Annotated in this window: 18 protein-coding genes; 8 read left to right on the top strand and 10 right to left on the bottom strand. The window is 41.6% G+C overall.

Translation table 11 applies throughout. The features are described 5' to 3' along the window. Positions 1–199: 199 nt before the first annotated feature. Complete coding sequence (guaA, locus tag IPZ60_RS02405) at positions 200–1795, bottom strand: glutamine-hydrolyzing GMP synthase (protein WP_194196259.1); 1596 nt, start codon at positions 1793–1795, stop codon at positions 200–202. Between the two features lie 519 nt (positions 1796–2314). On the opposite strand from guaA, the gene IPZ60_RS02410 reads away from it, so the two are divergent. After that, complete coding sequence (locus tag IPZ60_RS02410) at positions 2315–4183, top strand: BCCT family transporter (protein WP_265087424.1); 1869 nt, start codon at positions 2315–2317, stop codon at positions 4181–4183. 133 nt (positions 4184–4316) lie between these two features. Here the strand turns inward: IPZ60_RS02410 and IPZ60_RS02415 are convergent, their stop codons facing one another. Continuing rightward, positions 4317–5480 carry a MalY/PatB family protein gene (locus IPZ60_RS02415; protein ID WP_194196260.1) on the bottom strand — a complete coding sequence of 388 codons (1164 nt, stop codon included), beginning with the start codon at positions 5478–5480 and terminating at the stop codon, positions 4317–4319. Between the two features lie 367 nt (positions 5481–5847). Here IPZ60_RS02415 and IPZ60_RS02420 point away from each other — a divergent pair, with 367 nt between their 5' ends. Beyond that, positions 5848–6699, top strand: coding sequence for a hypothetical protein (locus tag IPZ60_RS02420; RefSeq protein ID WP_227669177.1), 852 nt, complete (start codon positions 5848–5850; stop codon positions 6697–6699). 350 nt (positions 6700–7049) lie between these two features. Here the strand turns inward: IPZ60_RS02420 and IPZ60_RS02425 are convergent, their stop codons facing one another. The 3 genes from IPZ60_RS02425 to IPZ60_RS02435 all read right to left on the bottom strand — a co-directional run bounded on the left by IPZ60_RS02425 (position 7050) and on the right by IPZ60_RS02435 (position 11477). Beyond that, on the bottom strand, positions 7050–8462 hold the full coding sequence (locus tag IPZ60_RS02425; protein WP_194196261.1) for an McrC family protein: 1413 nt from the start codon (positions 8460–8462) through the stop codon (positions 7050–7052). Next, the gene (locus IPZ60_RS14310; protein ID WP_194196262.1) at positions 8440–10590 is read right to left on the bottom strand and encodes an McrB family protein; all 2151 of its coding nucleotides are present in this window, start codon (positions 10588–10590) and stop codon (positions 8440–8442) included. Before IPZ60_RS14310 ends, IPZ60_RS02425 begins: the two co-directional genes overlap by 23 nt. A gap of 86 nt (positions 10591–10676) precedes the next feature. After that, complete coding sequence (locus IPZ60_RS02435) at positions 10677–11477, bottom strand: crotonase/enoyl-CoA hydratase family protein (RefSeq protein ID WP_194196263.1); 801 nt, start codon at positions 11475–11477, stop codon at positions 10677–10679. Positions 11478–11797: 320 nt separating this feature from the next. Here IPZ60_RS02435 and IPZ60_RS02440 point away from each other — a divergent pair, with 320 nt between their 5' ends. Together IPZ60_RS02440 and rlmF are read left to right on the top strand one after the other, a co-directional pair. Continuing rightward, a complete protein-coding gene (locus tag IPZ60_RS02440) occupies positions 11798–12529 on the top strand; it encodes a LysE family translocator (protein ID WP_194196264.1) in 732 nt (243 codons plus the stop codon). A gap of 29 nt (positions 12530–12558) precedes the next feature. Next, the gene (rlmF, locus tag IPZ60_RS02445; RefSeq protein WP_194196363.1) at positions 12559–13617 is read left to right on the top strand and encodes a 23S rRNA (adenine(1618)-N(6))-methyltransferase RlmF; all 1059 of its coding nucleotides are present in this window, start codon (positions 12559–12561) and stop codon (positions 13615–13617) included. 212 nt (positions 13618–13829) lie between these two features. Here rlmF and IPZ60_RS02450 read toward each other — a convergent pair whose 3' ends face one another. The 5 genes from IPZ60_RS02450 to dnaA form a co-directional block, all read right to left on the bottom strand. Next, entirely contained in the window at positions 13830–14459 is a 630-nt protein-coding gene (locus tag IPZ60_RS02450; protein ID WP_194196265.1) for a manganese efflux pump MntP family protein, read from the bottom strand. A gap of 105 nt (positions 14460–14564) precedes the next feature. Continuing rightward, the gene (gene gyrB / locus IPZ60_RS02455; protein WP_227669178.1) at positions 14565–17174 is read right to left on the bottom strand and encodes a DNA topoisomerase (ATP-hydrolyzing) subunit B; all 2610 of its coding nucleotides are present in this window, start codon (positions 17172–17174) and stop codon (positions 14565–14567) included. Positions 17175–17677: 503 nt separating this feature from the next. Beyond that, positions 17678–18883: a DNA replication/repair protein RecF gene (locus IPZ60_RS02460; protein ID WP_194196266.1), complete on the bottom strand. Its 1206-nt coding sequence runs from the start codon at positions 18881–18883 to the stop codon at positions 17678–17680. A gap of 167 nt (positions 18884–19050) precedes the next feature. Further along, complete coding sequence (dnaN, locus tag IPZ60_RS02465; protein ID WP_194196267.1) at positions 19051–20226, bottom strand: DNA polymerase III subunit beta; 1176 nt, start codon at positions 20224–20226, stop codon at positions 19051–19053. Between the two features lie 167 nt (positions 20227–20393). Then, positions 20394–21836: a chromosomal replication initiator protein DnaA gene (dnaA, locus tag IPZ60_RS02470; RefSeq protein WP_194196268.1), complete on the bottom strand. Its 1443-nt coding sequence runs from the start codon at positions 21834–21836 to the stop codon at positions 20394–20396. Between the two features lie 612 nt (positions 21837–22448). Between dnaA and rpmH the strand changes: the two genes are divergently transcribed. The 4 genes from rpmH (at position 22449) to yidC (ending at position 25425) form a co-directional block, all read left to right on the top strand. After that, positions 22449–22583: a 50S ribosomal protein L34 gene (rpmH, locus tag IPZ60_RS02475; protein WP_007394757.1), complete on the top strand. Its 135-nt coding sequence runs from the start codon at positions 22449–22451 to the stop codon at positions 22581–22583. Between the two features lie 186 nt (positions 22584–22769). Further along, positions 22770–23141, top strand: coding sequence for a ribonuclease P protein component (rnpA, locus tag IPZ60_RS02480; RefSeq protein ID WP_194196269.1), 372 nt, complete (start codon positions 22770–22772; stop codon positions 23139–23141). 1 nt (position 23142) lies between these two features. Further along, on the top strand, positions 23143–23526 hold the full coding sequence (gene yidD, locus IPZ60_RS02485) for a membrane protein insertion efficiency factor YidD (RefSeq protein WP_194196270.1): 384 nt from the start codon (positions 23143–23145) through the stop codon (positions 23524–23526). 210 nt (positions 23527–23736) lie between these two features. Continuing rightward, positions 23737–25425: a membrane protein insertase YidC gene (gene yidC / locus IPZ60_RS02490; protein ID WP_194196271.1), complete on the top strand. Its 1689-nt coding sequence runs from the start codon at positions 23737–23739 to the stop codon at positions 25423–25425. Positions 25426–25616: the final 191 nt, after the last annotated feature.

Genomic DNA, 25616 nt, shown 5'->3' on the forward strand with positions numbered 1-25616 from the left:
GACAAGATAGTAGCGGAAAGCGAGATTAGCTCCAGATATTTTTAGGCAAAAAAAGCACCCAACTAAGTTGAGTGCTTTTTTATTTACGACAAGCTGTATATCAATTCAAAAAATCTGAGTAGCGAGGAAAACGAGTGATAGCACTACATCAAGTAGGCTGAACGAGTTTGACGACGCTAATCAGATTTTTAGTTTGATGTTATTCCCACTCAATCGTTGCAGGCGGCTTGCTCGAAACATCATAAGTCACGCGTGATACTTCAGCGATTTCATTCATGATACGGTTCGATACGGTCTCGATCAAATCATACGGCAGATGCGCAAAGCGAGCCGTCATAAAGTCTACGGTCTCAACTGCACGTAGCGCGATTACCCATGCATAGCGGCGGCCATCGCCGACCACGCCGACAGATTTGATTGGTTGGAATACCGCAAATGCTTGTGCCGTCTTGTCATACCAGCCTGAACGCTCAAGCTCTTGCATAAAAATTGCATCTGCCAAACGCAGAATATCAGCATATTCTTTTTTGACTTCACCAAGGATACGCACGCCCAAACCTGGACCTGGGAACGGGTGACGATAGATCATTTTTGCTGGTAGGCCCAAGGTAATACCAAGCTTACGCACTTCGTCTTTGAACAAATCGCGTAATGGCTCAATCAGCTTAAATGCCAAATCGTCTGGCAAACCACCTACATTATGATGGCTCTTAATCACATGCGCTTTGCCTTGATGCGACTTAGCAGATTCGATAACGTCTGGATAAATCGTACCCTGTGCCAAGAACTCAACCACTTTACCATCACTCTGCTCGCTCACTTGACGCGCGCTATTAGCGAATACATCGATGAACGTTTTACCAATGATTTTACGTTTTTTCTCTGGATCAGACTCGCCAGCTAGTGCATTTAAGAATAAGTCTTCTGCATCAACACGGATCACTTGTACGCCCATGTTTTCTGCAAATATTTGCATCACTTGGTCGCCTTCGTTCAAACGAAGTAAGCCGTTGTCTACAAATACGCAGGTCAGCTGATCGCCAATGGCTTTGTGCAGTAACGCTGCTACCACTGAGCTATCAACACCGCCTGACAGACCTAGCAATACTTGCTTGTTACCGATTTGCTCTTTTAATTGTGCGATACGCATCTCAGCGATGTTGTCTGGTGTCCAATCGCCTGCACACTCACATATTTCATGGACGAAACGACCTAGCAACGCCTGACCTTGTAAGGTATGCGTCACTTCTGGATGGAACTGTAGACCGTAATATTGCTTGTCATCATTGGCCATAATCGCAATCGGACAGCTTGGCGTACTAGCAACGATATCGAAGCCTTTAGGTGCTTCAATCACTTTATCGCCATGACTCATCCAGACATTGAGCGTGCCAGCCGCGTCTTCGATACCATCGATCAAGGTAGACGTGCCATTGATGTTGATCGTCGCTGCGCCAAACTCATGGATATCACTGGCATGAACCTGCCCGCCGAAACGATCTGCCATCGCTTGCATACCGTAGCAAATACCCAATACTGGTACGCCCAAATCGAATACAGCATCGTTGATACGTGGGCTGTTTTCAGCATGCACGCTCTCAGGGCCGCCCGATAGGATGACACCTTTTGCGCCAAAATCGATGATGCGCTGAGCGTCGATGTCATAAGGGAACATCTCACAAAACACCCCAGAATCGCGCACACGGCGGGCGATTAGCTGGCTATATTGCGAGCCAAAATCGAGGATTAAGATGCGGTCTTCTTTAATGGTAGGAGTGGCAGCAGTTATGGTCATAAATCGATGTCCATCAATAGATAAATTGGTGCCCTATTTTAACAAGTTTACGCCCTCTATTGGCTATTAGATGTTCGATTATTAACAGTTATGCATAAATATTTGAATTTTTAGAAGGTAAGTGCTCGAAAACAACCCGACCTAAAGTAAATAATAAAGAAAACCAAAACCAGTTCATTACGGGGGTATTGCAACTAAACAAACAAAACCATGTATTTACCGCTACTATGCTCATAGTGATTATGCTCATAGTGGTTATGGTCGTAGTGGTTATGCTCATAGAAGGTAGGCTTATATCTACCATGCTGACCATTACCATAAAATATGATACACATAGTAGTAATCAAGATGAAGGCTATCTAGTGAGTAGTCTTGGAAAATTAATTAGTACTTTAGAATATCCAAACATTATTTGTAGGAAATATATCAACCACGAGAAAAAGGAGTTCTAGTCTTAAAAACTGAATAAGTGATAGACAGTAATGTCAAATACAAAGAGCAATATAAAGAGACAATAAAATGAGTAACTTTGATAACGAGCAAAATCGTCAGAAACCAGCTAAGGGCACGAGTAAATCTTCAAAAGAATACCTTCCAGATTATGTAAAAGCACGATCAAAGCACCACAAACCTCCACATCTAGGCACCTTCGATGTCGGGATGTCAGTACCACAATGGCGACCCGACCACGTACCTGATACCCGTATCGACAAATTCACGTTTTTTATGGTATTGGCCATCCTTTTCAGTATCGCCATACCTTTGATACTATTCCCCGAACAAGGCAAAGCTTGGGTAGGAATAGCACGTAGCTTTGTGGTTGATAACTTTGGCTTCGCTTATCTAGCGTTCGGTGTTCTCGCCATGATGTTTGTCATTTACATCGTAATATCTGACATCGGTAAGATCAAACTAGGCCGCCCAGAAGAAACTCCTGAGTTTTCAGATTCTTCTTGGGCGTCCATGTTGTTTTGTGGCGGTATTGGTGCCAGCATCCTGTATTGGGGGCTGATTGAGTGGGCTTATTATTATCAAGGCCCTCCTTTTAATCTACCGGGCGGCTCACCTGATGCTATTCGCTGGGCAACCACCTACGGTATCTTTCACTGGGGTCCTGTCGCTTGGTCTATCTACTTAGTACCTGCTGTGCCTATCGCTTATTTTTACTATGTGCGTCAGACACCCATACTCAAAGTTAGCCAAACGCTCATGCCATTGTTGGGTGAAAAGCTGGCTGGCAGTAACTGGGCCAAGATGCTTGATGTACTATTTGTCTTCGGTATGGTTGGTGGTGGCGCGACGACTCTAGGTCTGGCCTCTCCGCTTATCAATGAAGGCTTACACAACCTGTTTGGTTTGCCACGTAATACCACGATGCAGATTGTCGTGTTGTTAGTGACCACCATGATTTTTGCGTACAGTGCCTATCAAGGGTTAAAAGGCGGTATTCAAAAACTCTCCAACATTAACTTTTACTTAGCGGTCGCCTTCTTATTATTTATTTTGATTGTCGGGCCAACCGTCTTTATTTTGAATACAGGCTTAGAAGCGCTAGGGCGTTCTCTCACCGAAATGCCGCGTATGATGACCTATATCGAACCCTTTAAAGACTTCCCAGAGTTCGGCTTTGAGCACACGACCTTTCCACAAGATTGGACGGTTTTCTATTGGGCATGGTGGCTAGTATTTGCACCAACTATCGGTCTGTTTATTGCCAAAATATCTAGAGGACGTACCATACGCAATATGGTCTTGGGGTCTATGTTCTATGGCTCGCTTGGCTGTGCCATGTTTATGATTATCTTAGGCAACTATGGTTTGTATCTACAGCTGACAGGTACGGTCGATGTGGTTGCAGTACTCAATAATGAATCTCCAACGGCTGCCATCTTTGCGATACTAAACAGCTTGCCGATGTCTTATTTAGTCATCGCTGTGTTTACCTTTTTGGCCGTTATCTTTACCGCCACAACCTTTGACTCGATATCTTATATCTTGGCATCTGTCGTACAGGTAGAAGTAGATGACGAGCCACATCGTTGGAATCGCCTATTTTGGGCATTTACTTTGTGCTTATTACCCGCCATTTTGATGTTTTTAGGAGATCTGCAAACCTTACAGACGGCTTCTATTATCGCCGGTGCACCGCTCATTGTTATCCTGTCTATGATGATGATATCTGTGATTAAAGCCGCTCGATATGATCTGGCTTATCAGCCTGATTACGGTCTAAAAACCATCCATATCGAAGAGCTACCTGACAATGCACCGTGGGAAGTAGGCAAAACCTCAGAATCGCTCGAAGGCTCGGTTATGCATCAACATGAAGAGTGGGAGCAAATGCGTGAGGATACTGAAAATGCTGAGAACGCGAAAAATGATGATTAATTATTACTAATAAAAATTACCATTAACGTTGTTTTAAAGCAGTCAAAAGGCTGGACTACCTTGATAGTCCAGCCTTTTTTGTTATCTAGATTTTTTGTTATATGGCCACTTTATAAAAGCTTGACGCTATCACTCAGGGTTTAACATCATCACCTAACGCCGCATGCATACGATTTAACCCTTCTAGCAATAACGCTCTAGGACATGCGACGTTAATACGCATTTTAAGATGCCCTTCATCACCATATTTGAATCCCGCACTCAACTCAACCTTGGCAGCTCGAAGGGTGTTATAAAGCACGTGATCATCTTCAGCATATGCCGAGCAATCCACCCAGATTAAGTATGAGGCTTCTGGGCGCATGACCTTAATCTTAGGCAAATGCTCTTCTAAAAACTGCACCGTTAAATCAATATTGGCTTCGATATAGCTCAGCGCCTGCACCAACCACTCAGCGCCTTGCTCATAAGCCACACGCATGGCCGTATAAGCAAATAAATTCAACTCATACTCGTCATTTAAGTGCTGCTGCTGGCTAATTTTTTTGACCAATGCCTCATCTGTTGCAAATATCATAGAGCCTTTGATACCTGCAATGTTAAAGGTTTTGGTCATTGATGTCAGGCTTACAACATTGTGCTCGTAGCCTTTTGCTAGCGTTAGAAACGGTATAAATGTGTGACCCGTTAAGGTCAAGTCTTGATGGATTTCATCACTGACAATCGCTACGTTATGCTTTTTACAAACAGAAAGTAATGCTTCAAGCTCATCAGTCGTCCACACTCGCCCGCCAGGATTATGCGGATTGCACAATAAATAAAGCTTAACATTATGCTCGATAATTTTGGCTTCGATATCGGCCAAGTCTAGATGATACTTGCCCTCGACTTCCTTTAATGCAGAGAGCACGAGCTTACGGCCATTTTGCTCAACTTTGCTCATAAAGGGTGTATAAATAGGATCGTTCACCAATACTGCTTCGCCTACTTCGGTAAAGACATTCATCATTAGCGCTAAGCTTGGTACAACACCGGGAGAGAATAAAATATTTTGCTTAGTAAGCTGCAAATCATAGCGACTGCCATGCCATTTAATGATTGAGTCATATAAGGCATCGGTGGGTTTGGTATAACCCAATATGCCGTGCTGCACGACTTGCTCAACGGCATCTAAAATGGGCTGGGCGGCTTTAAAGTCCATGTCTGCGACCCATAACGGAATCGTGTCATCGGTATAATGCCATTTAAGTGACCCTGTATCACGCCTGTCGATTATCTCATCAAAGTTGTATTGCATTGGACTTCTTCTTAATTATAAAAATAATGGTTTTGGGTATAAAAAATACAGTGTCGTATATGTACTACGTTACCGATATACTTTATTGTATTTGTATCAATAGACGAATAGTTAGCATGCCTTTTTAGCGTGCCTTTAGAGCATAAATATCTATTCTCCGCTTGACCACTCTTTGAGCATATAAAGGGTATAAAGCATTTATTGATTGAATTGTCATTATAAGTTAATGTGAAATTCGTATAGTTAATTTTACGTACCGATTGGAACTCAGGTCATCACAGTATACTAATACTATCAACCTGATGATTCCAAGTCACCTATAACCCCACCCTAAAGTCTCTATGGCTTTTTTACAGGACGATGCATAATGAAAATGGACTTTCTATCAAACGTAGCACTTAAAAGTACAACACTCAAAGTTGGTATCCTTACTTTAGCTATCGCCGCAACCACGGCATGCTCGACGATGGCAACAGGCGCTGAGCATAAAATGTCAGATGCTCCAACCACTGCAACTGCGACTAGCAGTACTGCCATCACGCTTGGCAACGCTGCCACGACTAGCGGCACTAATGATACCGTCGCTATCGGTAGTCAGGCCAATGCAGGTCTGAATTCAGCAACGGCTGTAGGCGGTCAAGCCAATGCAGCAGGTCTAGGCTCAACGTCTATCGGTTGGCAATCAAAAGCAACCGCTGAACGCGCGCAAGCGTTCGGTCATCTAGCCAATGCTAGCGGTGTACGCTCTACCGCAGTTGGTGAAGCAGCCATGGCTGGTGGTACTAACGATACAGTCGCCGTCGGTAATAAAGCCAATGCAGGTCTGAACTCAGCAACGGCTGTCGGCGGCGAAGCCAATGCTGCTGGTCTAGGTTCAACGTCTATCGGCTGGAAATCCAAAGCCACAAGCGAGCGCGCACAAGCGTTCGGTCATTTAGCTGACGCTAGTGGCGTTCGTGCTACGGCAGTCGGTGAAGCGGCAGCAGCACAAGGTGCAAATTCGGTCGCGGTCGGTAATAAATCTATGGCAGCTGGCATGAATAGCATCGCTATCGGTAACGAGGCAAAAGCAGCTAAAAATAACCAAGTCGTCTTAGGTAGTGCCGGACAAGTACAATCAAGTACCGCAGCACAATCAGGTACGGTCAGAATCGTCACTATCGATGACAATGGCACGCTAGGTACGATGATGGTTGATTACTACCAAAAAGCTAAATAATTATAGTTGAGTGGTCAACACTGACGCTGGTGTAGTCAGTCATACTAGATAAAATCAAAAACCTCGCGATTGCGAGGTTTTTTTGGTTGGTATGTTTGATTTTCTTGATGGTATTTTGAAGTGCTGCGTTAGATTTCATGGTTATCAAAGTTATTATGAAGTGGGAGCCAATCCTGCCATCCGCTATTATCTGCTTATCTAGGCGTGGCGCGGCAACGGTTTGGGTCATTCCTGTTTGGTGACGAGACTGCCCCAAAACCTAGCCTTCGCAACACGTCTATTCAAGCAGGATAGCCGCTACTGTCAGGGCTAAACCGCGTTTCAAGGCGACTATTGAATGATAACTAACTTTAGACAGTTGAAAAAGATTCATCGATACTTTGCTTAAAAGATAGTTCTTTAATAGATTCAATTAGCTTTGTCTCATTCATAGCAATAAGCTGTTTAAACTCTGGATAACTTGCAACATGTTGGGGAATGGATAGCTTAAACTTGTGGATACTGCCACCAAAACCATTAAGCAATCCCATATTTAGCACCAAGTTATCCTCTTCTGTAGGAGCAATATAACCTCCAATATTCGCTTTATATAAAAACAAGTATGACAGGACTTGATTAAGGTCATCTCTATCGATTTTATTATCTTTCATACGCTTATATTTCGCGTCTAAAATAATACGATTGTCTTTCACAAAATCAGGATAACGACGCACGTTATTACCTGAAAGCTTTTGAGCATACACCTTGATACCACCTTGTCGGGTATTGTTAGTGGGATGGTCATATCCAATAGGACGTAGTAGCGTGTTGAGGTACTCCTCCCATAACCACGCTCCATCAAACAAAATGCCGTGAGCCTTATCGTCGTTGTGAGCGTATTTTAGACCTTCATAACGTAAGATTTGCAGACAGATTTTTTGCAGGCCACTGTATTCCGTAAAGTAAGGATGTACAAAAGGCTTACGGTTAGTATTGATAATAGTATGTCGGTCGCGTACATGATATGACGGAGTATGTTGGACAATCAGATTGACGAAATCAAGTGTTTCGCTGTCGCTATGCAGCACATCCCTCATGTTAGGTTTTTGTTTGATAAGCTCTATGGCATGACGAATAAGCTGGGAGATTGGGTTATCAAAACTATGCTCGCGCACACTGTAGGCAACGTTGCCTCGAAACGGCAAGTTTTTGCATATATGGGCTTTGATGTCGATAGCCCCTTTGAGGCTACTGTCGTTATAGCTTTGCTTTTGATACTCTTTATACAGGCCTTGTGAGAGTGCTCTTTTAAGAAAATAAGGAAATAGATATACCAAAAAATCAAATAAATTGGTTTGATTTCGACTGTGCTTTAAGTCAAACAGGTTAATACACAATACTTTTTGCAGCATATAATGTAGAAAATAATCTTCTTCAATAACCTCTTCTTGATTGGCTTGGGCATCACTATCGACAACAGAAGCCCGAGCAAAACGGGACTGGATTTTTAACTGTGTATCTCTCACACCAATAAAGCCCATGACGTTGCCTGTCTCTAAAATGGTCTGAGACTCATTAACCTTTAATTCAAAAATTGGCTTACTGGCAATATCGTCTTCGTTATCTTCAAAATGAGCAGCGAAAATCAATAAATTGGGGTGTGCGGTCACTAGCTCGCCAATACTTTTACTAGCGAGTAGTGATAAATCATCTATAACTTTATTAACATTCGAAACATTAGCGTCTAAAATTAATGAAGAATTATCCGTCGTTACGATCATCATCAAACCCTAACTGTAGATTATAAGCATCTTTTAACCCTTGAATCTGTTGCTCAGCATCGGGATAACCACGCAGATATTCAAAAAGTAGCGACTCTAAATGATATGTCCATAACTTATCAAAGTCGCCATCATAGTTGGCAAGCTTTAGGAAGTAAGATGGGCCAACATGATAAGCCGAATTCAACCCTTGCACAGATTCGATAGCCTTGTTTAAATCCATTAGGCGCTGTTCAGCTTCCTCTGCCCAATCATCAATTTGACCTTCCCACATAGATAGTCGATCTGCTGATTTGATTTCTTTCCATGCAAAACGGCGGCGCATAGCAAAATCAAAAGACTCAACACTGCGGTCGATGTCATTCATAGTGCCGATGATATAGACGTTATCTGGTATATAAAAACCTTCTTTGAATACATCTTCGTCCGTTTGCAAATTAGCATATTGAGTAGTGACTCTACCACTCTCTCCTCGATAGCCAGGGTCAATAGAGAAGAAAAGCTCACCCAATACTTTAGAGATTTCAGCACGATTAATCTCATCCAAAATAATAATAAATTTTTTATTTTTATCGCTCGTATCGGACATTCTCAAGGCATATTTTTCTTTGATATAATTACAAACTGGTATTAAGTAAGGCTTCCAATCTATTACTTTGCCAGTTTCAAAATAAGTTTGAATATAGCTTTTAGTAACTATCATCGGTGTTTGTTTGATTGTGTCAGGTATAGCAACACAATCACCTTTCTTATTTATCGTTATTCGAAAAGGATTACCCTGAACACGTGTCTTAAGCTCCAACCCTTCTTCAGCAACATCCTCTATAAAACTCGCATAAGCTTGATCAAAATTATCGAGTTCTTGATTGGCTTGATTTTTGAGTGCTCTTTTACAAAATTTCTTAAAACTACCATCTCGTAGCTCAAAACCAACTTCTCCATTTTCATTTTGAATAGGTCGTAAGCCTTCTACAAAGTCGGTATAGTCATAAGATGGATGAAACTGAATAAGTTCATATTCTGCGCCCCATTCCTCAGCCAACGTTTTAGCTAAATAGGTTTTGCCTGTTCCGGGTGCACCTGTAAGAACAATGTTTTTGTTGGCTAGTAATAACTCGCTAATTTCTTTGACTAATGGATGGATTGTAGGTTTCTGGATATCTTGTGCAACTTCATCACTGTTCACTCTTAACTTATTGGTCAACTCATAAACCTTTTTATAAACTTCAAACAAACCTCCTTTGAGGTCATTAATGATGCTGTAGTAGTCAATCAAAGAAAGATATTTACTGTTCATTTTTATCTGACGACCGTATAAATAATACTTTCCTTTCTCAAAATCATTTATGTCTGTAATATTATTATCTAGACTGAACCCTCTATCCTCAAGCTTAGTTATCTCATCGCTCTCTCTTAAAGATATGAAAGCTTCCATATAAGGTTTTATATATTCAAAATTAGGTCTTCGTTCACTTTCTACGTAACGAGTGTTAAACCCTAGTCCATAACCAACTACACCATCTCGTAAATAGATACGATATTGCACTTCATCAGAACCACCAACGTTGACTGCCCAATCCCTATCCTTACTCTCATAAGTGAAAAATTGCTTTGCGCTATTCGGACGTTTCAGATCAGCTAAATGCTGTCTTATTTTCACAAAGCGTGTTGCAAAGTCATAAATATCATTATTAACATATTTGATTAATGCCTCTATATCGTTAATGTGAAGCATACTTTTTTGAACATAATTTAGTTCAAAAATAGCCTCTATAAGCTCATCACGTAAACGCCACTCAAACAAACCACCAGTTATTTTTTCACCTGTCATAGTAACTAGCCACCAATTTGGCGATCCATCCTCCCTGATTATCTCAAAGCGATCTAACTTACCTTGCAAGCGAGCACTAAACTGAGTAATAAACCCACTTATTGAAGTAGGATGAGTATGATATTTCTCAGCCAAATACTTACAGGTAGCTTTATGTTCTGGTTCTAAATAAAAGATACTCAGTGCAAATTTGTAGTTGTTAGACATAAAACTGTCATCCGACAGTATCCCTATCCAATCTTGTTTAGTGACTTGGGGTGGGCAATTATAATCACCATCCTTTACGATAATTTGTTGCACTGAAGCATCCTTTTAACAAAATTTTCGCTATGACTATAAAGTAACAACGTTCAAAATACTGAAAGCTTGGTTCACATTGATTAAGCCTAACACCCCTTAAACTCAGCCTCACGTCTCTCAACCATCGCCATCACGCCCTCTTTCGCATCTTCTGAATGAAACAGCGGCGGCAGATAACTATGAATATTGGCCAATGCAGTCGCGGCACCATTACGACTGGCATCTTGCGCTGAAGACAATGCCCCTCTCACACCCAAAGGCGCAGCTTTACAGATCTCTTGTGCCAGCGTCAATGCACGCTCGTATTCAGTCCCATTTGCCACCACTTCGCTGACCAAATTCAGTCTATCAGCCGTTTGCGCATCGAACGCCTTACCCGTGAGTAGATACGGCATGGCTTTTTGCCAACCTGCTGCCGCGACAAAACGCACCGTCGCACCGCCAAACGGCATGATACCGCGCTGGACTTCCATTTGTGCAAAGTTGCAGTTGTCACTAGCAATGACCACATCACTATTTAGCATCAGCTCGATAGCTACCGTAAAGCAAGTGCCTTTGACCGCTACGACCACAGGTTTGGTACGCAGTTTTCCACCGATACCCCACGGGTCGATTTGGTTACCATCAAACTCAAAAACACCATCGTTTAGCTTGTCTTGCAGCTCGACCAAATCCAGCCCAGCGGTAAAGTGATCACCATGCGCAAATATCAGCGCACAGCGTAAGTTGTCGTCTTGCTCGTAGCGTGTCATCGCATCAGACAGCTGAACAATCATATGACTGTCAAAGGCGTTGCGTTTATTGGCGCGATTTAGCCCGACAAGGCAAACATGGCCTTGCGTGTTATAAGTGATGCGGTTTTCTGTGGCGTTGCTGTCCGTAGTCATGGTGCTGTCCTTGTTGAAATAATCATTGTTATGTAGTGGGTGGTTATGTAGTTGCGCATCGATAGCCTTGATATATCATCAGTCGCAGCAATCGGCTATCTTCAATATAGTTCTGACCAATACAAGTCTTGTAAATGAAGATAAGAATGCCGTAATGGATTCATAGAAATTTGTCGATAAACCCACTTTTAATATAGACACCCTCGCGCGATAACACAAGCAGTAGAACTGCTACGAATAAAGCTCATATCAATATCAGTTGACCCCATTCACGTTAAGTGTAACCATGAGGAAAATATAGACATTACTCAGAGCACTTTATGGAATTTTGGCACGGTTTTTTGCTGATTACTACAGTCCACTTACTGGCTGCAGCCTCCCCGGGGCCTGATTTTGTCTTGGTATCACAGCAGACATTGGCGAAAGGTCGACGCACAGGTTTGATCTGTAGTCTCGGTATTACCTTGGGCCTTGCCGTACATATTATCTATTCGGTGTTGGGACTGGCGACAGTCATCGCACATTCGCAGCCGCTATTGACTACTATCAAATGGTTGGGTGGTGGTTATCTGATTTATCTCGGTTGGCAAGGCATCCAAGCCAAGCCTAAAAAGCCATCAGATTTAGCCAACTTAACAAATGCAGCAGACTCAGAAGTAAGTTCAAGCGCTCACGTTTCACAGGATGCGCTTACTAGCCAAACCACACCCCCAGCTAAAGATATCTCTACCAAAAAGTTACCTAGTAATAGCGAATCCACCTTTGCCACTATGCGCCGTGGCTTTTTTTGTAATGTGTTCAATCCAAAAGCACCCATATATTTCGTCGCAATATTCACACTCGTGTTATCACCTGATATACCGCTATGGCAGTTAGCCATTTATGGCGTATGGATGATGGTCTTACAGATGGCATGGTTTAGTACGGTCGTGATGCTCCTTTCCATCCCTGCGATTCATCGCCGCTTTCAGCGTTTTGAGCATTGGATCGATCGCGTATTGGGTACAGCGATGATAGTATTGGGATTAAATCTGATTTTACGTAGTCGATAAGACATTCGTTACTCGTGAAATCTGCTAAAATGGTTGATTATATTCAAACATCAAAGCCACACACTATGACCCGTATTCCAGCAAATAGTACACACAGAAACAGATCACCGGCGACCGCCAAAAAACTCGGTCAGCTACATCCGCGCAACCCGCATCAGGGTCGTTATGATTTTGCAGTATTGACTCGCGCGTTGCCTGAGCTTGCCAAGCATACTATTACCAACCCTAAAGGCGAGCCGACGATTAACTTCTCGGATCACCAAGCCGTACGTGTGCTGAATCAGGCGCTACTGGCCCATTATTATGGCGTGAAGTTTTGGGACATTCCAGAAGGCTATTTGTGCCCACCTATCCCAGGACGCGCTGATTATATCCACTATATTGCGGACTTGCTTGCGCAGACCACCCATGTGAATGCAGATAACACACCGCCGACAGGTAAAGAAATTCACGCTTTAGATATTGGAACGGGTGCCAGTGCTATCTATCCAATTATTGGTAGCCAGAGCTACGGTTGGCGCTTTACCGCCAGCGATATTGATCCAATTTCGGTCAATACTGCTGCGCTTATTTGTGATGCCAATCCAAAGCTAAAAGGTGCGGTAAAAGTCAAACTGCAAACCAATCCTAAGCATATGTTCGCAGGCATCATTGGTCGCCAGGACTACTTTGATGTGGTGGTCTGTAACCCTCCATTCCATGCCTCATTAGAGGAAGCGATGGAATCCAACAGCCGCAAGCAACATAACTTGCAAAGACATCGCGGCAAAAATGAAAACGAGCAAATAAGCCGTAGTTCGACGAAGACTGGGAACGCTGCACAAAATCTAAACTTCGGTGGTCAGCATAAAGAGCTATGGAGTGAAGGTGGCGAGATTGCCTTTTTGACCAAAATGGCAAAAGAGAGCCAAGATTTTGCAGAGCATGTTGGTTGGTTTACGACCTTAGTCTCAAAGTCTGAAAACGTAAAACCATTACAGCTACTATTAAAGCAACTTGATGTCGCCCAAATGCGTATTATCGAGATGAGTCAAGGTCAAAAGAGCACCCGTGTATTGGCATGGCGCTTTAACACTGACGAAGAGTAGCTGTTAGAAGTTTATCTATTTAAGTTTCACGTGAAACAAAAAAGCACCGCTCTAAAGTTTAGGGCGGTGCTTTTTATTGGAAGTATTAAATTAAAAAAACGACTTGTTATACCATTCACAAAAATTAGAGTAGCAAGGAAAATGAGTGCAAGTACTACGCATAGTAGACTAAACAAGTTTAACACCGCTAATCGTATTTTTTGGGATTGCTATTAACTAAAAAACATTACCTTTAGCCCAATCAATATAAGCACCAATCCACCTAGCGCTTCTGCTTTATCCTCTAGCCATGTGCCAGATCGCCAGCCTAAATAAACACCAAACAAGCTAAATCCAGCAGTGATTAACGCGATGATTAAACAGGCTAGCCACGCATTTAGCTCTAACAGATTGAGTGTAAATCCTGCTGCCATCGCATCAATACTTGTCGCAATGGCGAGCGTAAATAAGGTGCGGTGATTGATAGTTTTATGACCGTTATGAATAACTGACATTGCCTCACTATCAGCATTTATAGCGTTACCCTTTGTGTGAAGCGCACTATCCACAGCATCTTCTTCATCCGCAGTAAATACTTCGTAAAGCATCTTTCCACCGAGAGCGATCAGAATAAAACCACCAATCCAAGGTGCAGCTGCTGCCAACCAACCTAATAATGCTGCACCTAACAAGTAACCTATAAGTGGCATCACGCCCTGTGCAATGCCAAAATATAAGGCAGCATACATAGCCAATCGCAGTAAATAAGACTTACTCTGTTTTTGTGACTTAGCACCCAATCCAATGGCCACAGCGAATGCATCCATTGCTAATGCAATAGCGAGTAATATGACTTCAATCATTTTATTTTTCTCGTAAAATAGTCAGTTTTTTGTTCCACGTGAAACGAAAACACCGCTTCGAGTATCGAAGCGGTGTTTTATATATCATTAATGATAGTCTGAGACTTAGATATCTAGGTTTGACACTGTCAGTGCATTCTCTTCGATGAAGATACGGCGCGGCTCAACATGATCGCCCATTAGGCACGTAAACATATGGTCAGCGGCGATAGCATCTTCGATAGTGACACGTAGCATACGACGGTTTTCAGGATCCATCGTTGTGTCCCAAAGCTGATCAGCGTTCATCTCCCCTAGCCCTTTATAGCGCTGGATTGCTAGGCCACGACGTGCATCAACCATCATTTGCTGCCAGAGATAATCGAAGTCACGTACTGGGATATCTTTAGTGGTACCCGCTGTTGCTTCACGGCGGATAAAGGCATCACTTTCAAGCAACGTGTTCCATTCAGCGGATAAGCGCAACAGCTTGCTGTATTCACCTGAACTGATGAAACTCGCATCCAGTAGATAATGATGAGCCAATTGATGCACATAGACCGTGATACGTGGTAACCACTGCGCTTTGGTAGATAACGCTTCACCATCGATAGTTTCTTCAGCAACTACTTCTGGCTTCATACCCAATAAATCAGCCGCTGCCGCATCCATATTTTTTGGCTGCGGTGCATGGATATTGATCAGTTCAATCTCAGGACTTAGATCACTACCGAAATGGTCTAGCTGCGTTTGCATGGCGTCTTTCCATGCTTGCATAGCAGACTTATCGTTAGTCATATCCGTAGTCAGCTTTGGTGTATGCGTCAACGCATCCAAAAGTACCGCTGGGAAACGAATCTGCAAACGGGCTTTGATTAGCTGCGTTTGGTTATAGTCATTCAGTAGTGTCTCAAGCGCTTGACCAGTGATCGCAGGCGCATCAGCACTGATATGCAGCTTAGTATTGTCAATTGTTGATGACAGTAGATACGCTTTAAGTGCTTCATCGTCTTTTAGGTACAGCTCTTGACGACCTTTTTTGACTTTGTATAGCGGCGGCTGAGCGATATAAACATAACCACGTTCGATTAATTCAGGCGTTTGACGGAAGAAGAAAGTCAACAGCAACGTACGAATGTGTGATCCATCAACATCAGCATCGGTCATGATGATGATTTTATGATAGCGTACTTTGTCAGGGTTATATTCATCAGGGCCAATGCCACAGCCAAGTGCCGTAATCAGGTTACCCACTTCAGCAGACGATAGCATTTTATCAAAACGAGCACGCTCAACGTTCAAAATTTTACCTTTTAACGGCAAAATAGCTTGAGTCTTACGACTACGACCCTGTTTGGCTGAACCACCTGCAGAGTCACCCTCCACAATATATAGCTCTGATAATACTGGATCTTTTTCTTGGCAATCAGCCAACTTACCTGGCAAGCCTGCGATATCCAAAGTTGTCTTGCGACGCGTCATCTCACGCGCTTTACGAGCTGCATCACGCGCACGTGCCGCATCGATTATCTTACTCGCAATCGCTTTACCAGCACTCGGGTTTTCTAGTAGATAGTCATTAAACTTATCATGCATTGCTGATTCAACAGCTGATTTTACTTCGCTTGATACGAGCTTATCTTTGGTCTGACTCGAGAATTTTGGATCTGGTACTTTTACAGAGACGATAGCAGTTAGACCTTCACGGGCATCATCACCCGTTGCAGCGACTTTTTCTTTTTTGAATAAATTTTCACGATCCATATAGCTATTCAGGCAGCGCGTCAAAGCTGAGCGAAAACCTGATAGATGCGTACCACCATCTTTTTGAGGGATGTTGTTGGTGAAACACAGTACTTTTTCGTTATAAGTATCTGTCCACTGAAGTGCGACTTCAACACTGATACCGTCGTCTTGTTGACTGGTAAAATGGAAGACTTCGTTGACACCGTCTTTGCCAGCATTGATATAACTAACGAACTCTAGCAACCCACCTTTATGTTCAAACTCATGACGCTTATCAATGCGCTCATCAGTCAATACAATACGCACACCAGAGTTCAAAAACGATAGCTCACGTAAGCGTTTTGCTAAGATGTCATATTCAAAAATAGTACCGGTAAATACATCACTGCTAGGATAAAAACGGATTTGCGTACCTGTTTGATTCGTCGCTTCCATCTGTTGAATATCGCTATCTGGTACGCCATCAGTATAAGTCTGATTGTAATGATAGCCTTCTCGCCAGATATTCATCTCAAGCTTTTTAGATAAGGCATTGACCACTGAGATGCCTACGCCATGCAAGCCACCTGACACCTTATAGCTATTGTCATCGAACTTACCACCAGCATGCAGTACCGTCATAATGACCTGTGCTGCAGATACACCCTCTTCTGGATGGATATCGACAGGCACACCGCGACCATTGTCCATCACACTGACAGATTCGTCTTCATGGATAATGATGTCAATCTGATCACAGTGGCCTGCAAGCGCTTCGTCAATAGAGTTATCCACTACCTCAAAGACCATGTGGTGGAGGCCTGTACCATCATCGGTATCACCGATATACATACCAGGACGTACACGTACCGCTTCTAGCCCACGTAATACGCGAATATCTTTAGAGCTATAATCAGAGGGTAATACTCCAGGCGCCACAGCTGGCACCGTCGTTGCAGCAATACTATCTGATGTCAGTTGCTCGTGGTCGGTAGGTAATGAATCACTCATGTGTCTTCCTTAATCTAGCCATAATCAGCCGTTTGCTATGGACTCACCACTACGATGATGCCTCATAACGTTATTTTAGACTCAACTGTTGTAGTAAAAATCTTCGATACGCATCATTGGCTAAAACATAATTAACCAAAATTTCGTCAGAGATGATATTGACTCAGAGAATACCAAGTCAGTGCTTTATAACTTCACAATCAGCTTCTTTTTTTTAAACATTATTAAAGCTAGCAGAATCAATTAAACACATACTTATCAAACACTTAGAAACCTATAGATAATAAAAAATATCTACATAACGCTATTAAACAACTTGCTGAAAACAGGATAAAAATAAAGCCTAATTTTAGCATTTTTTTGCTTCTAAGTCACTGTTTACTGACAGTTTTCTTAGTATGAGTGGCTCTCAAAAAATAAACGGTATTATAGGAAAATAATGGTAGGTATAGAGGATTTATGAGGTTGTAAATCAGGATGAAATAGACAGTATGAGGAAGTTATTAAAGAGGTTGGATATTGCCTTGTTTCACATGAAACATATTAGGATTGGACCATAAATCTTGGATCATTGGCACGATATCATCAGTCAAACTGCTCATAAATACCTGACAGGGCAACTGCGATAAAGTCGATAATAAAATCTCTATTGCCCTACCATCAAGCTCTGCCGTTATATCGTCTAGCAATACGACTGGCGTGACTCTAGTATTAAAGCCGTCTCTCTGTGAATCAATATCCTGTTCAGCATTGAGCAATAGTGGTAACTGAGACAGCCTTAATGCCGTGATTAACAGCTTCTTTTCCCCACGAGACAATACATTAGCCGCTTGCTCTTTTAGAGTCGGCAATTTAGTACTAACATCGTTTTTTAGCGCTGTGCTTGCAGACTCATTATTCATCTCTACTGAATCATCAGAATGCCAATGCACATGAACATCAGCTCTGTGGTTACCGATGCGAGTGTATCCTAGCTGCAGATCCTGCTCTAGTCGCTCGTTAAGCTGCACATCTAGCGCAATACTTGTATCATAGCCAGCATTGTAGCTTAAGCTCAATTGTTCGGCATAAGATGGCAGTAATTGCTCAATACTCTCAGCAAAATAAGGCTGCCATTCGGTAAATATCCGCTCGCGGTAATGATGAATGAGTGCTGCATGGCTACTCAATCCTTTATCCCATGACTTCAGCTCAGCAAGCTGAACTTGGGTCAAATGCCGTGATTTCTTTAGTAAACTATTGCGCTGTTTTAGTAATCGTTGATAGGCTACCCATTGTGGATGAAAGCCTTGTTTCATGTGAAACACTAGCCAATCCAATAGCTGTCTACGGCTGGCACTACCCTGCTCTAACATATCCATTGTTGATGGATCTATCAGTAGTGTTGGCAGTTGCTCAGTTAAGATGCTTTGGTTGTAGACAGTAGCCTGATTAAGACGCAAGAGCGTTGTAGCATCAGCTTGCTTTTGGATAGCTAAGGTACTGCTATCATTAAGCTTAGCATGTACAGTGACCATATTTTGATGATGTTGAATATAGCGCTTGGGCTGGTGATGCCGGAAACTTTTGCCTCTGGACAGCAAAAATATGGCTTCAAGTAAGGATGTTTTTCCACTACCGTTCGCGCCGATAATGACGTTACACGCAGCAGACTGTAGATTGACTTGTGTTAGGTTACGAAGGTGTGATATTTGCAGACGTTCAATCATGATACCGATAGCCGCCTATTAAAATAGCATGTGAAAGTAAACAAAAGCTGGCTAATTTATAGATAAAGAAGACTAAAACTTAAAGGTGCAAACCTACTCTAAGAGTAAGTTTGCACTTAAATACAGCTCAAATACCCAACTCTGCCGCTTTTGTAAAACGAATATCACTATATTCGCATTGGCATAATGACATACTGATGGAATTCATCATTCAGCTGATTGACCAACACGGAGGCGTTTGATTGGCTCATATGCATTTGCAAATCACCTTGGATAACGCCCAATACGTCTTGTAAATAAGCTGCGTTAAATGACAGTTCCATTGGCTCGCCTTGATACTTAGCTTGTATCATTTCCACCGCTTCGTCTTGCTCAGCATTATTAGCACGTACCTCTACCATTCCATCGCTGGCAAAGTTAAATACCACACCACGAGATTTTTCATTACTCAAAATTGCGACACGACGCAATACATCAGTCATTTTTTCTTGGTTAAACAGAGCGAGTTTATCCGTATTACTTGGCATGACACGGCGATAATCTGGGAACTTACCATCGATCAGGCGTGCCGTAAAAGTGACCATTAAATTATCACTCACCTGCCCTGCACTATCAACATCACCGAACGGTAAGCTCACTTGCAGAAACTCACGACCAAAACTTAAGGTAACGGGATTATCTTTATCACCAAGCATTTTGCCAAGCTCAGAAGCCAAACGCTCAAGCTCAATGACAGCTTTGCGTGGCAAGATAGCCTGCATATTCAAATCAGCACTCACATCGATGACACTACGCGCTAAAGCCAATCTATGTCCATCAGTTGCAACCGTGGTTAGCTGCTGCTGTGATACATCAAATAACATGCCGGTTAGATAGTAACGCACATCCTGAATCGCCATCGCAAACTGAGTTTTGTGGATCAAATCAGTAAGGCGGCTACGGCTGATGATTAATGGTGTGATGTTTTCTGGATTACCCAAGCTTGGATAGTCTTCGGCAGGCAATGTACCTAAGGTAAAACGACTCTTACCGCTAGTGAGTAGGCAACGTTCATTCGCTTGAGTTGCCAGATTAACTTGTGCTTGTGCTGGTAATGATTTGCAAATATCTTTCAGCTTCGTCGCAGGTAAAGTTGTTGTCCCAGCTTCAACACAAGCACCTGCAGGCAATTTCAACGTCGACGTCAGCTCTACTTCCAAATCAGAGGCAGTTAAAATAAGCGCTGATTCAGATAGCTGTAGCTTAATATTGCCCAAAATAACCATATTATGGCGTTTATCAGCAGCCTTGGCGATCAAGTTAATGGCTTTCAGTAACGACTCTCGATTAATCGATAATTGCATGCTTAGTTACTCTTATTTAAATGACTGTATTTTTATCAATTCAGAACAATGGCTCAGGCCTAATAATACCTTGTCTACGGACTATAATCCATTAGCTATCTGTGTGCTTATATTGTCAATATTATAAACCATATCATACTACTAAAATATAGTGATACTTTGACCTGCTAACCCGCTTGGAGCATCAACGCTAGAGTCTTGTAATCCTTATCGAATGCGGGGTCTGCGGCTCGCAGTTCATTGACCTTATCACAGGCATGCATCACTGTTGTGTGATCACGTCCACCAAATGACTGACCAATTTCAGGAAAACTATCCCCCGTCAATTCACGTGATAATGCCATCGCAATTTGACGAGGTCTAGCAATACTACGTGTGCGCTTACGACCCATCATATCTTTGATAGTTACATCATAGTATTCAGCGACTACTTTGCGAATATTATCCATATTAACGGCTTGTACACGCATCGCTACGATATCTTTTAGCGCATATTGCACCATTTCAAGCGTTATCTGTGCACCTGTTAAATTCGCATTTGCAAACACTTGATTTAGCGCACCTTCTAATCGCCTAACATTCGACACCACATTTTGTGCGATAAATAGTGCGCATTCTTTAGGTAACACCATTCCATATGATGCTGCTTTTTTCTGCAAAATTTGAACACGAGTATCAATCTCAGGTGGATCAACTGCTACGGTCAAACCCCAAGAGAATCTTGATCTAAAGCGCTCGTCAAACTCAGTCATTTGTGATGGATGACGATCAGAGGCCAAAATAAGTTGTTTGTCACCGCTAGTAAAATCTGCAAACAACGTCAAAAACTCATTACTACTTTTGGTCTTTCCTGCTAATACATGAATATCATCTACAATTAATAAATCTACTTTTTTAATTTTCTTTTTAAAATCTTCTATTTTATTATTTCTTAATGAATAAACTAATTGATTAATAAATTTTTCAGAAGTGAAATAGTAAAAACTTTGATTATTTTTTAAATAGCGGTGTGCTACAGAATGCATTAAATGCGTTTTTCCCAAACCAGAAGGTCCATATATAAACAGAGGATTGTGGCGATTTTTCGACTGGCGCTTACCAAGCTCATAACAGGCTTTGTAAGCAAGGTTATTAGATTTGCCCGTCACGAATGTCTCAAAAGTAAACTCAGGATTGAGATAGCTAAGTGATTTAGCATCAGCAGAATCTACTAGTTCTGCATGACGCATGTTGGCATCAATATCTGCTTTCGCATTATTATGATGGATCGTTTCAAAATTATGTTCCACTGGGGGAGGGGAGGGCTTATCTTCTGCAAATAAAGACCCTGACTGTGGTTGGTTATCATCGGTATCACGACCCACATTATCAACACGTACGATAACCTCTTCAATACTTCCTTGGCTATGCTTAGCAACCAATTGCTGGATATCTTGCAAATGGTTTTTTTTAATATAAGTGACAAAATAATCGTTAGGAGCAAGTATGATAAGGGTTTGAGCCTCTTGATGGGCTGATAAAGGTCTCAACCACATAGTAAATACATTGTCTTTTACGTTATAGCGTAAATCGTTTAAACATTTATCCCAAATATTTGCAGTGTCTATCATGAAAAATACTAACCCTATAATTTGAAACAATAGATATATATCAACGGTATAAATTGCTATTAAACACTAATACAGTGTCTGATCGCTAAACCAAAGACAGTCCCCGTAGATCGAGTAAAACTAGACGTCGAGTAGGGTGCTAATTTAACACAGTTACCCTGTGGATAAAACCTCGTTTTTTGGGGATAAGACTGTGGATAGTTTTGTGGACAACTTTAAACCTTGAGTTATCCATATTTAACCCACAGGTTATCCACAAGATTACCCATAGCCTAGTATTTTGATTATAAAAGGAAAAATGTAGTTAACCACAGATAATAGGGCTCCCAATAACAACAATACTTATATATATTAGTAATTAATTATTATAGAGTTCGACAGAAACTGTGGATAACTTTTTAATATTCGTTTCAAAAACTAGGTTTACTGATCAGTTAAATTAACGCGGTATATTTCTACTTATCAGAAAACAGCTACTAAAAACTTGCTATTTGACAATAGTGATTTCTACTTGTACAAACATGGATTAAATTAGTTCATTGACCAAGACAATATCTGGTGGTATAATCCTCCGTTATTACGAATTTAGTCCATTATTTTGATAGGTGAGTTATGAAACGTACATTCCAACCAAGCGTGATCAAGCGTAAACGTACTCACGGTTTCCGTGCTCGTATGGCAACTAAAAAAGGCCGCCAGGTCTTAGCTCGTCGCCGCGCTAAAGGACGTCATCGCCTTACTGTATAATCAGTAGATTGCGATAAGCATGGCTAATTGTGCTTGTTGTGTCTCTATTATGCATAGATTGCGATAGTCAATCATCACAACTGACACTTAGCCATATATTAAAAGCGCCCACATAGGCGCTTTTTTTGTCTTTATATTTTACTATTATTTCTAATCTTGCTATTAGCTCTTATACTAGGTCTTAATATGCCACATACTGTTTCAGCTACACCTGCTGCCAATTTTACTAAAGAGCAGCGCCTGCTAACCCCAGCGGCTTTTCGCGAGGTGTTTGATGCGCCTGAACGTAAGATTCATCAGAGCCATTTGATGGCCTTTATACGTACCAATACTCATGATAAACCGAGAGTTGGTATGGCTATTACAAAGCGAAAAGTACCTACTGCAGTCGCTCGAAATTTAATCAAACGACAAATACGTGAACAGTTTCGATCAAAGGCTTTTAAAATAGAAAATAAAGATATTGTGTTTATTGTTAAGAAATCAATAAAAGATATAGATAAAAAAGAATTAAAAAATCAAATAAATAATATTTTTAAAAAAATAGAAATAAAATAAAATGAATTTTTTTATAAATTTAAATAAAAAAATTATTTATATATTTTTATTTAAATTAATTATTCTTTATCAAAAAATAGTTAGCCCAATGATACCTGCTCGTTGCAGATATTATCCAACTTGTTCTAATTATGGCAAACATGCCTTGATGTGGCATGGTGTCCGATCTGGCAGTTGGCTACTCTTAAAACGTATCAGTAGATGTCACCCTTTAGGTGGACATGGTATTGATTTCGTGCCGCTACCTTTAGCCTCTTATCAATATAGTTATGTATCTTCTGCTTGCTTACCTCATAATATAAATGTTCAAGGACTGGGTGTTTATCGAGATAGCAAAAGCTATGTTCCACGTCTTAATCATTTGATGACGTTAGAATCAAAGTGAGTGTCGTTCTGCTTTCATATAGAGACCAAGAAGTTACCCACAAGTTATCCACACTCTTGGTATCATTTAAGGCTAATTTTTAGTAAAATAATGCACATTTTATGTAAATGGCTCGCAATACTGTTGTTGAACATGAGAACAGCCGTGCTGTACAGTCATGACACATGCCCTAATTTTTCATTCCCTAATTTTTTAATCTAGGAAAGGTTTATGCAAAAGATATTTCGGGTGATGATCATCATTGCGATGCTAATCACCGCTTATCTGCTGATTTTGGCATGGCGAGATGATTATGCCGATGCACCAGCGGTAGATGTGCTGCCAGAAACGACCACTTCAGTGGGTGCTGACATTCCATCTTCGACCGGTGCAGCAGGTGATATTCCGGCACAGACACAACCTGTCGATAGCGGCACAGTGACTGCGACCCCTACTCCTGCTAAAGACACAGGTCTAATCACGGTTACGACCGATCGCTATGATATAAAAATCAATCCAGAAGGCGGCGATATTGTTTATGCTGCTCTTAAGCAATATAACGCGAAGCTCGATAGCAATAAGCCTTTCGTATTGCTAGAAAATAATAGCAATCGTGTATACGTGGCTCAGTCAGGTCTAATTGGTCAAGATGGTATTGATACGGCAGAAGGTCGTGCCAATTACAGTCATACTGCCAATAATTATGTAATGGAAGAAGGGCAGCAAACACTGTCTGTACCGCTAACTTACAAAAAAGATGGCGTGACAATTACCAAGACCTTCACCTTTACTGAAAGTAAGTATCCGATTGATATTAGCTATCAAATTCAAAACACCTCTACCAATGCTTGGCAAGGTCAGATGTTTGCGCAGCTAAAGCGTGATGACAGTAAAGACCCTGGTACGTCTGACAAAGGCGCATTAAGTATGGCTACTTATTTGGGCGGCGCTTGGGGTACTCCAGACGATCCTTATAATAAGCTGAAGTTTGGTGACTTTAGTGATGGCGAGTTGACGACGACCAGTGATAAAGGTTGGGTTGGCATCGTGCAGCATTACTTTGTATCTGCATGGACGCCTGAAAACTTTACGGGTAACTTTTTCAGCCGTGAAACGGGTGATGATTACTTTATTGGTTTTAATAGTCAGCCTATTAATGTAGCACCAAACAAGCAGTTGACGTTGAATGCCACGTTATATGCTGGTCCAAAAGTACAGTCTGAACTCAAAGAAGTTTCGGTAGGACTCAACAAAACGGTCGATTATGGTCTGTTATGGCCAATATCTAAGATCTTGTTTGCTATCTTGGATGGTATTCACAAAATCATCGGTAACTGGGGTTGGTCAATTATTCTATTGACGGTTTTAGTTAAAATTGCCTTGATGTGGTTCTCTAACAAGAGCTATTACTCAATGGCAAAAATGCGAGCTATCGGACCGAAACTCAAAGCGCTCAAAGAAGAGCATGGCGACGATCGTATGAAGATGTCGCAAGAGATGATGGCCATTTATAAAGAAGAGAAAGTCAATCCAATGGCGGGTTGTTTGCCTATTCTGATGCAAATGCCGATCTTCTTGGCGTTATATTGGGTGCTGGTCGAAAGTGTTGAGCTGCGCCACGCTCCTTGGATCTTATGGATTCAAGATTTGTCATCGATGGATCCATGGTTTATTTTGCCGCTACTAATGGGCGCATCCATGTTTATTCAGCAACAGCTTAATCCGCAACCAGCTGATCCAATGCAAGCAAAGGTTATGAAGTTCTTACCGATTATCTTTACTGCATTCATGCTGTTCTTCCCAGCGGGTCTGGTTCTATACTGGACTGTGAACAACTTATTTAGTATGACTCAGCAATATATCGTTAATAAAAAAGTTGAAGAAGAGCAAAAGCGCCGTACTGTGAAAGTACTGGACTAACTAGCTCTAGCTTGTTAACTGATAGAAAACCATCGCTACGGCGGTGGTTTTTTTATGCGTGGCACATATCTATCGCCTTTAACTTATTCTCAATAAAAAATAAAAGAAACGTGCCACATGCTTAAAGTATCACTATGTAAAGTTTGCTTTGTCAGTCTGTGCTGAGGCGTCTATAATGGGGTTTTTAGTTA

It is taken from the genome of Psychrobacter sp. NG25, assembly GCF_015234355.1.
In the GTDB taxonomy this organism is placed as follows: domain Bacteria; phylum Pseudomonadota; class Gammaproteobacteria; order Pseudomonadales; family Moraxellaceae; genus Psychrobacter.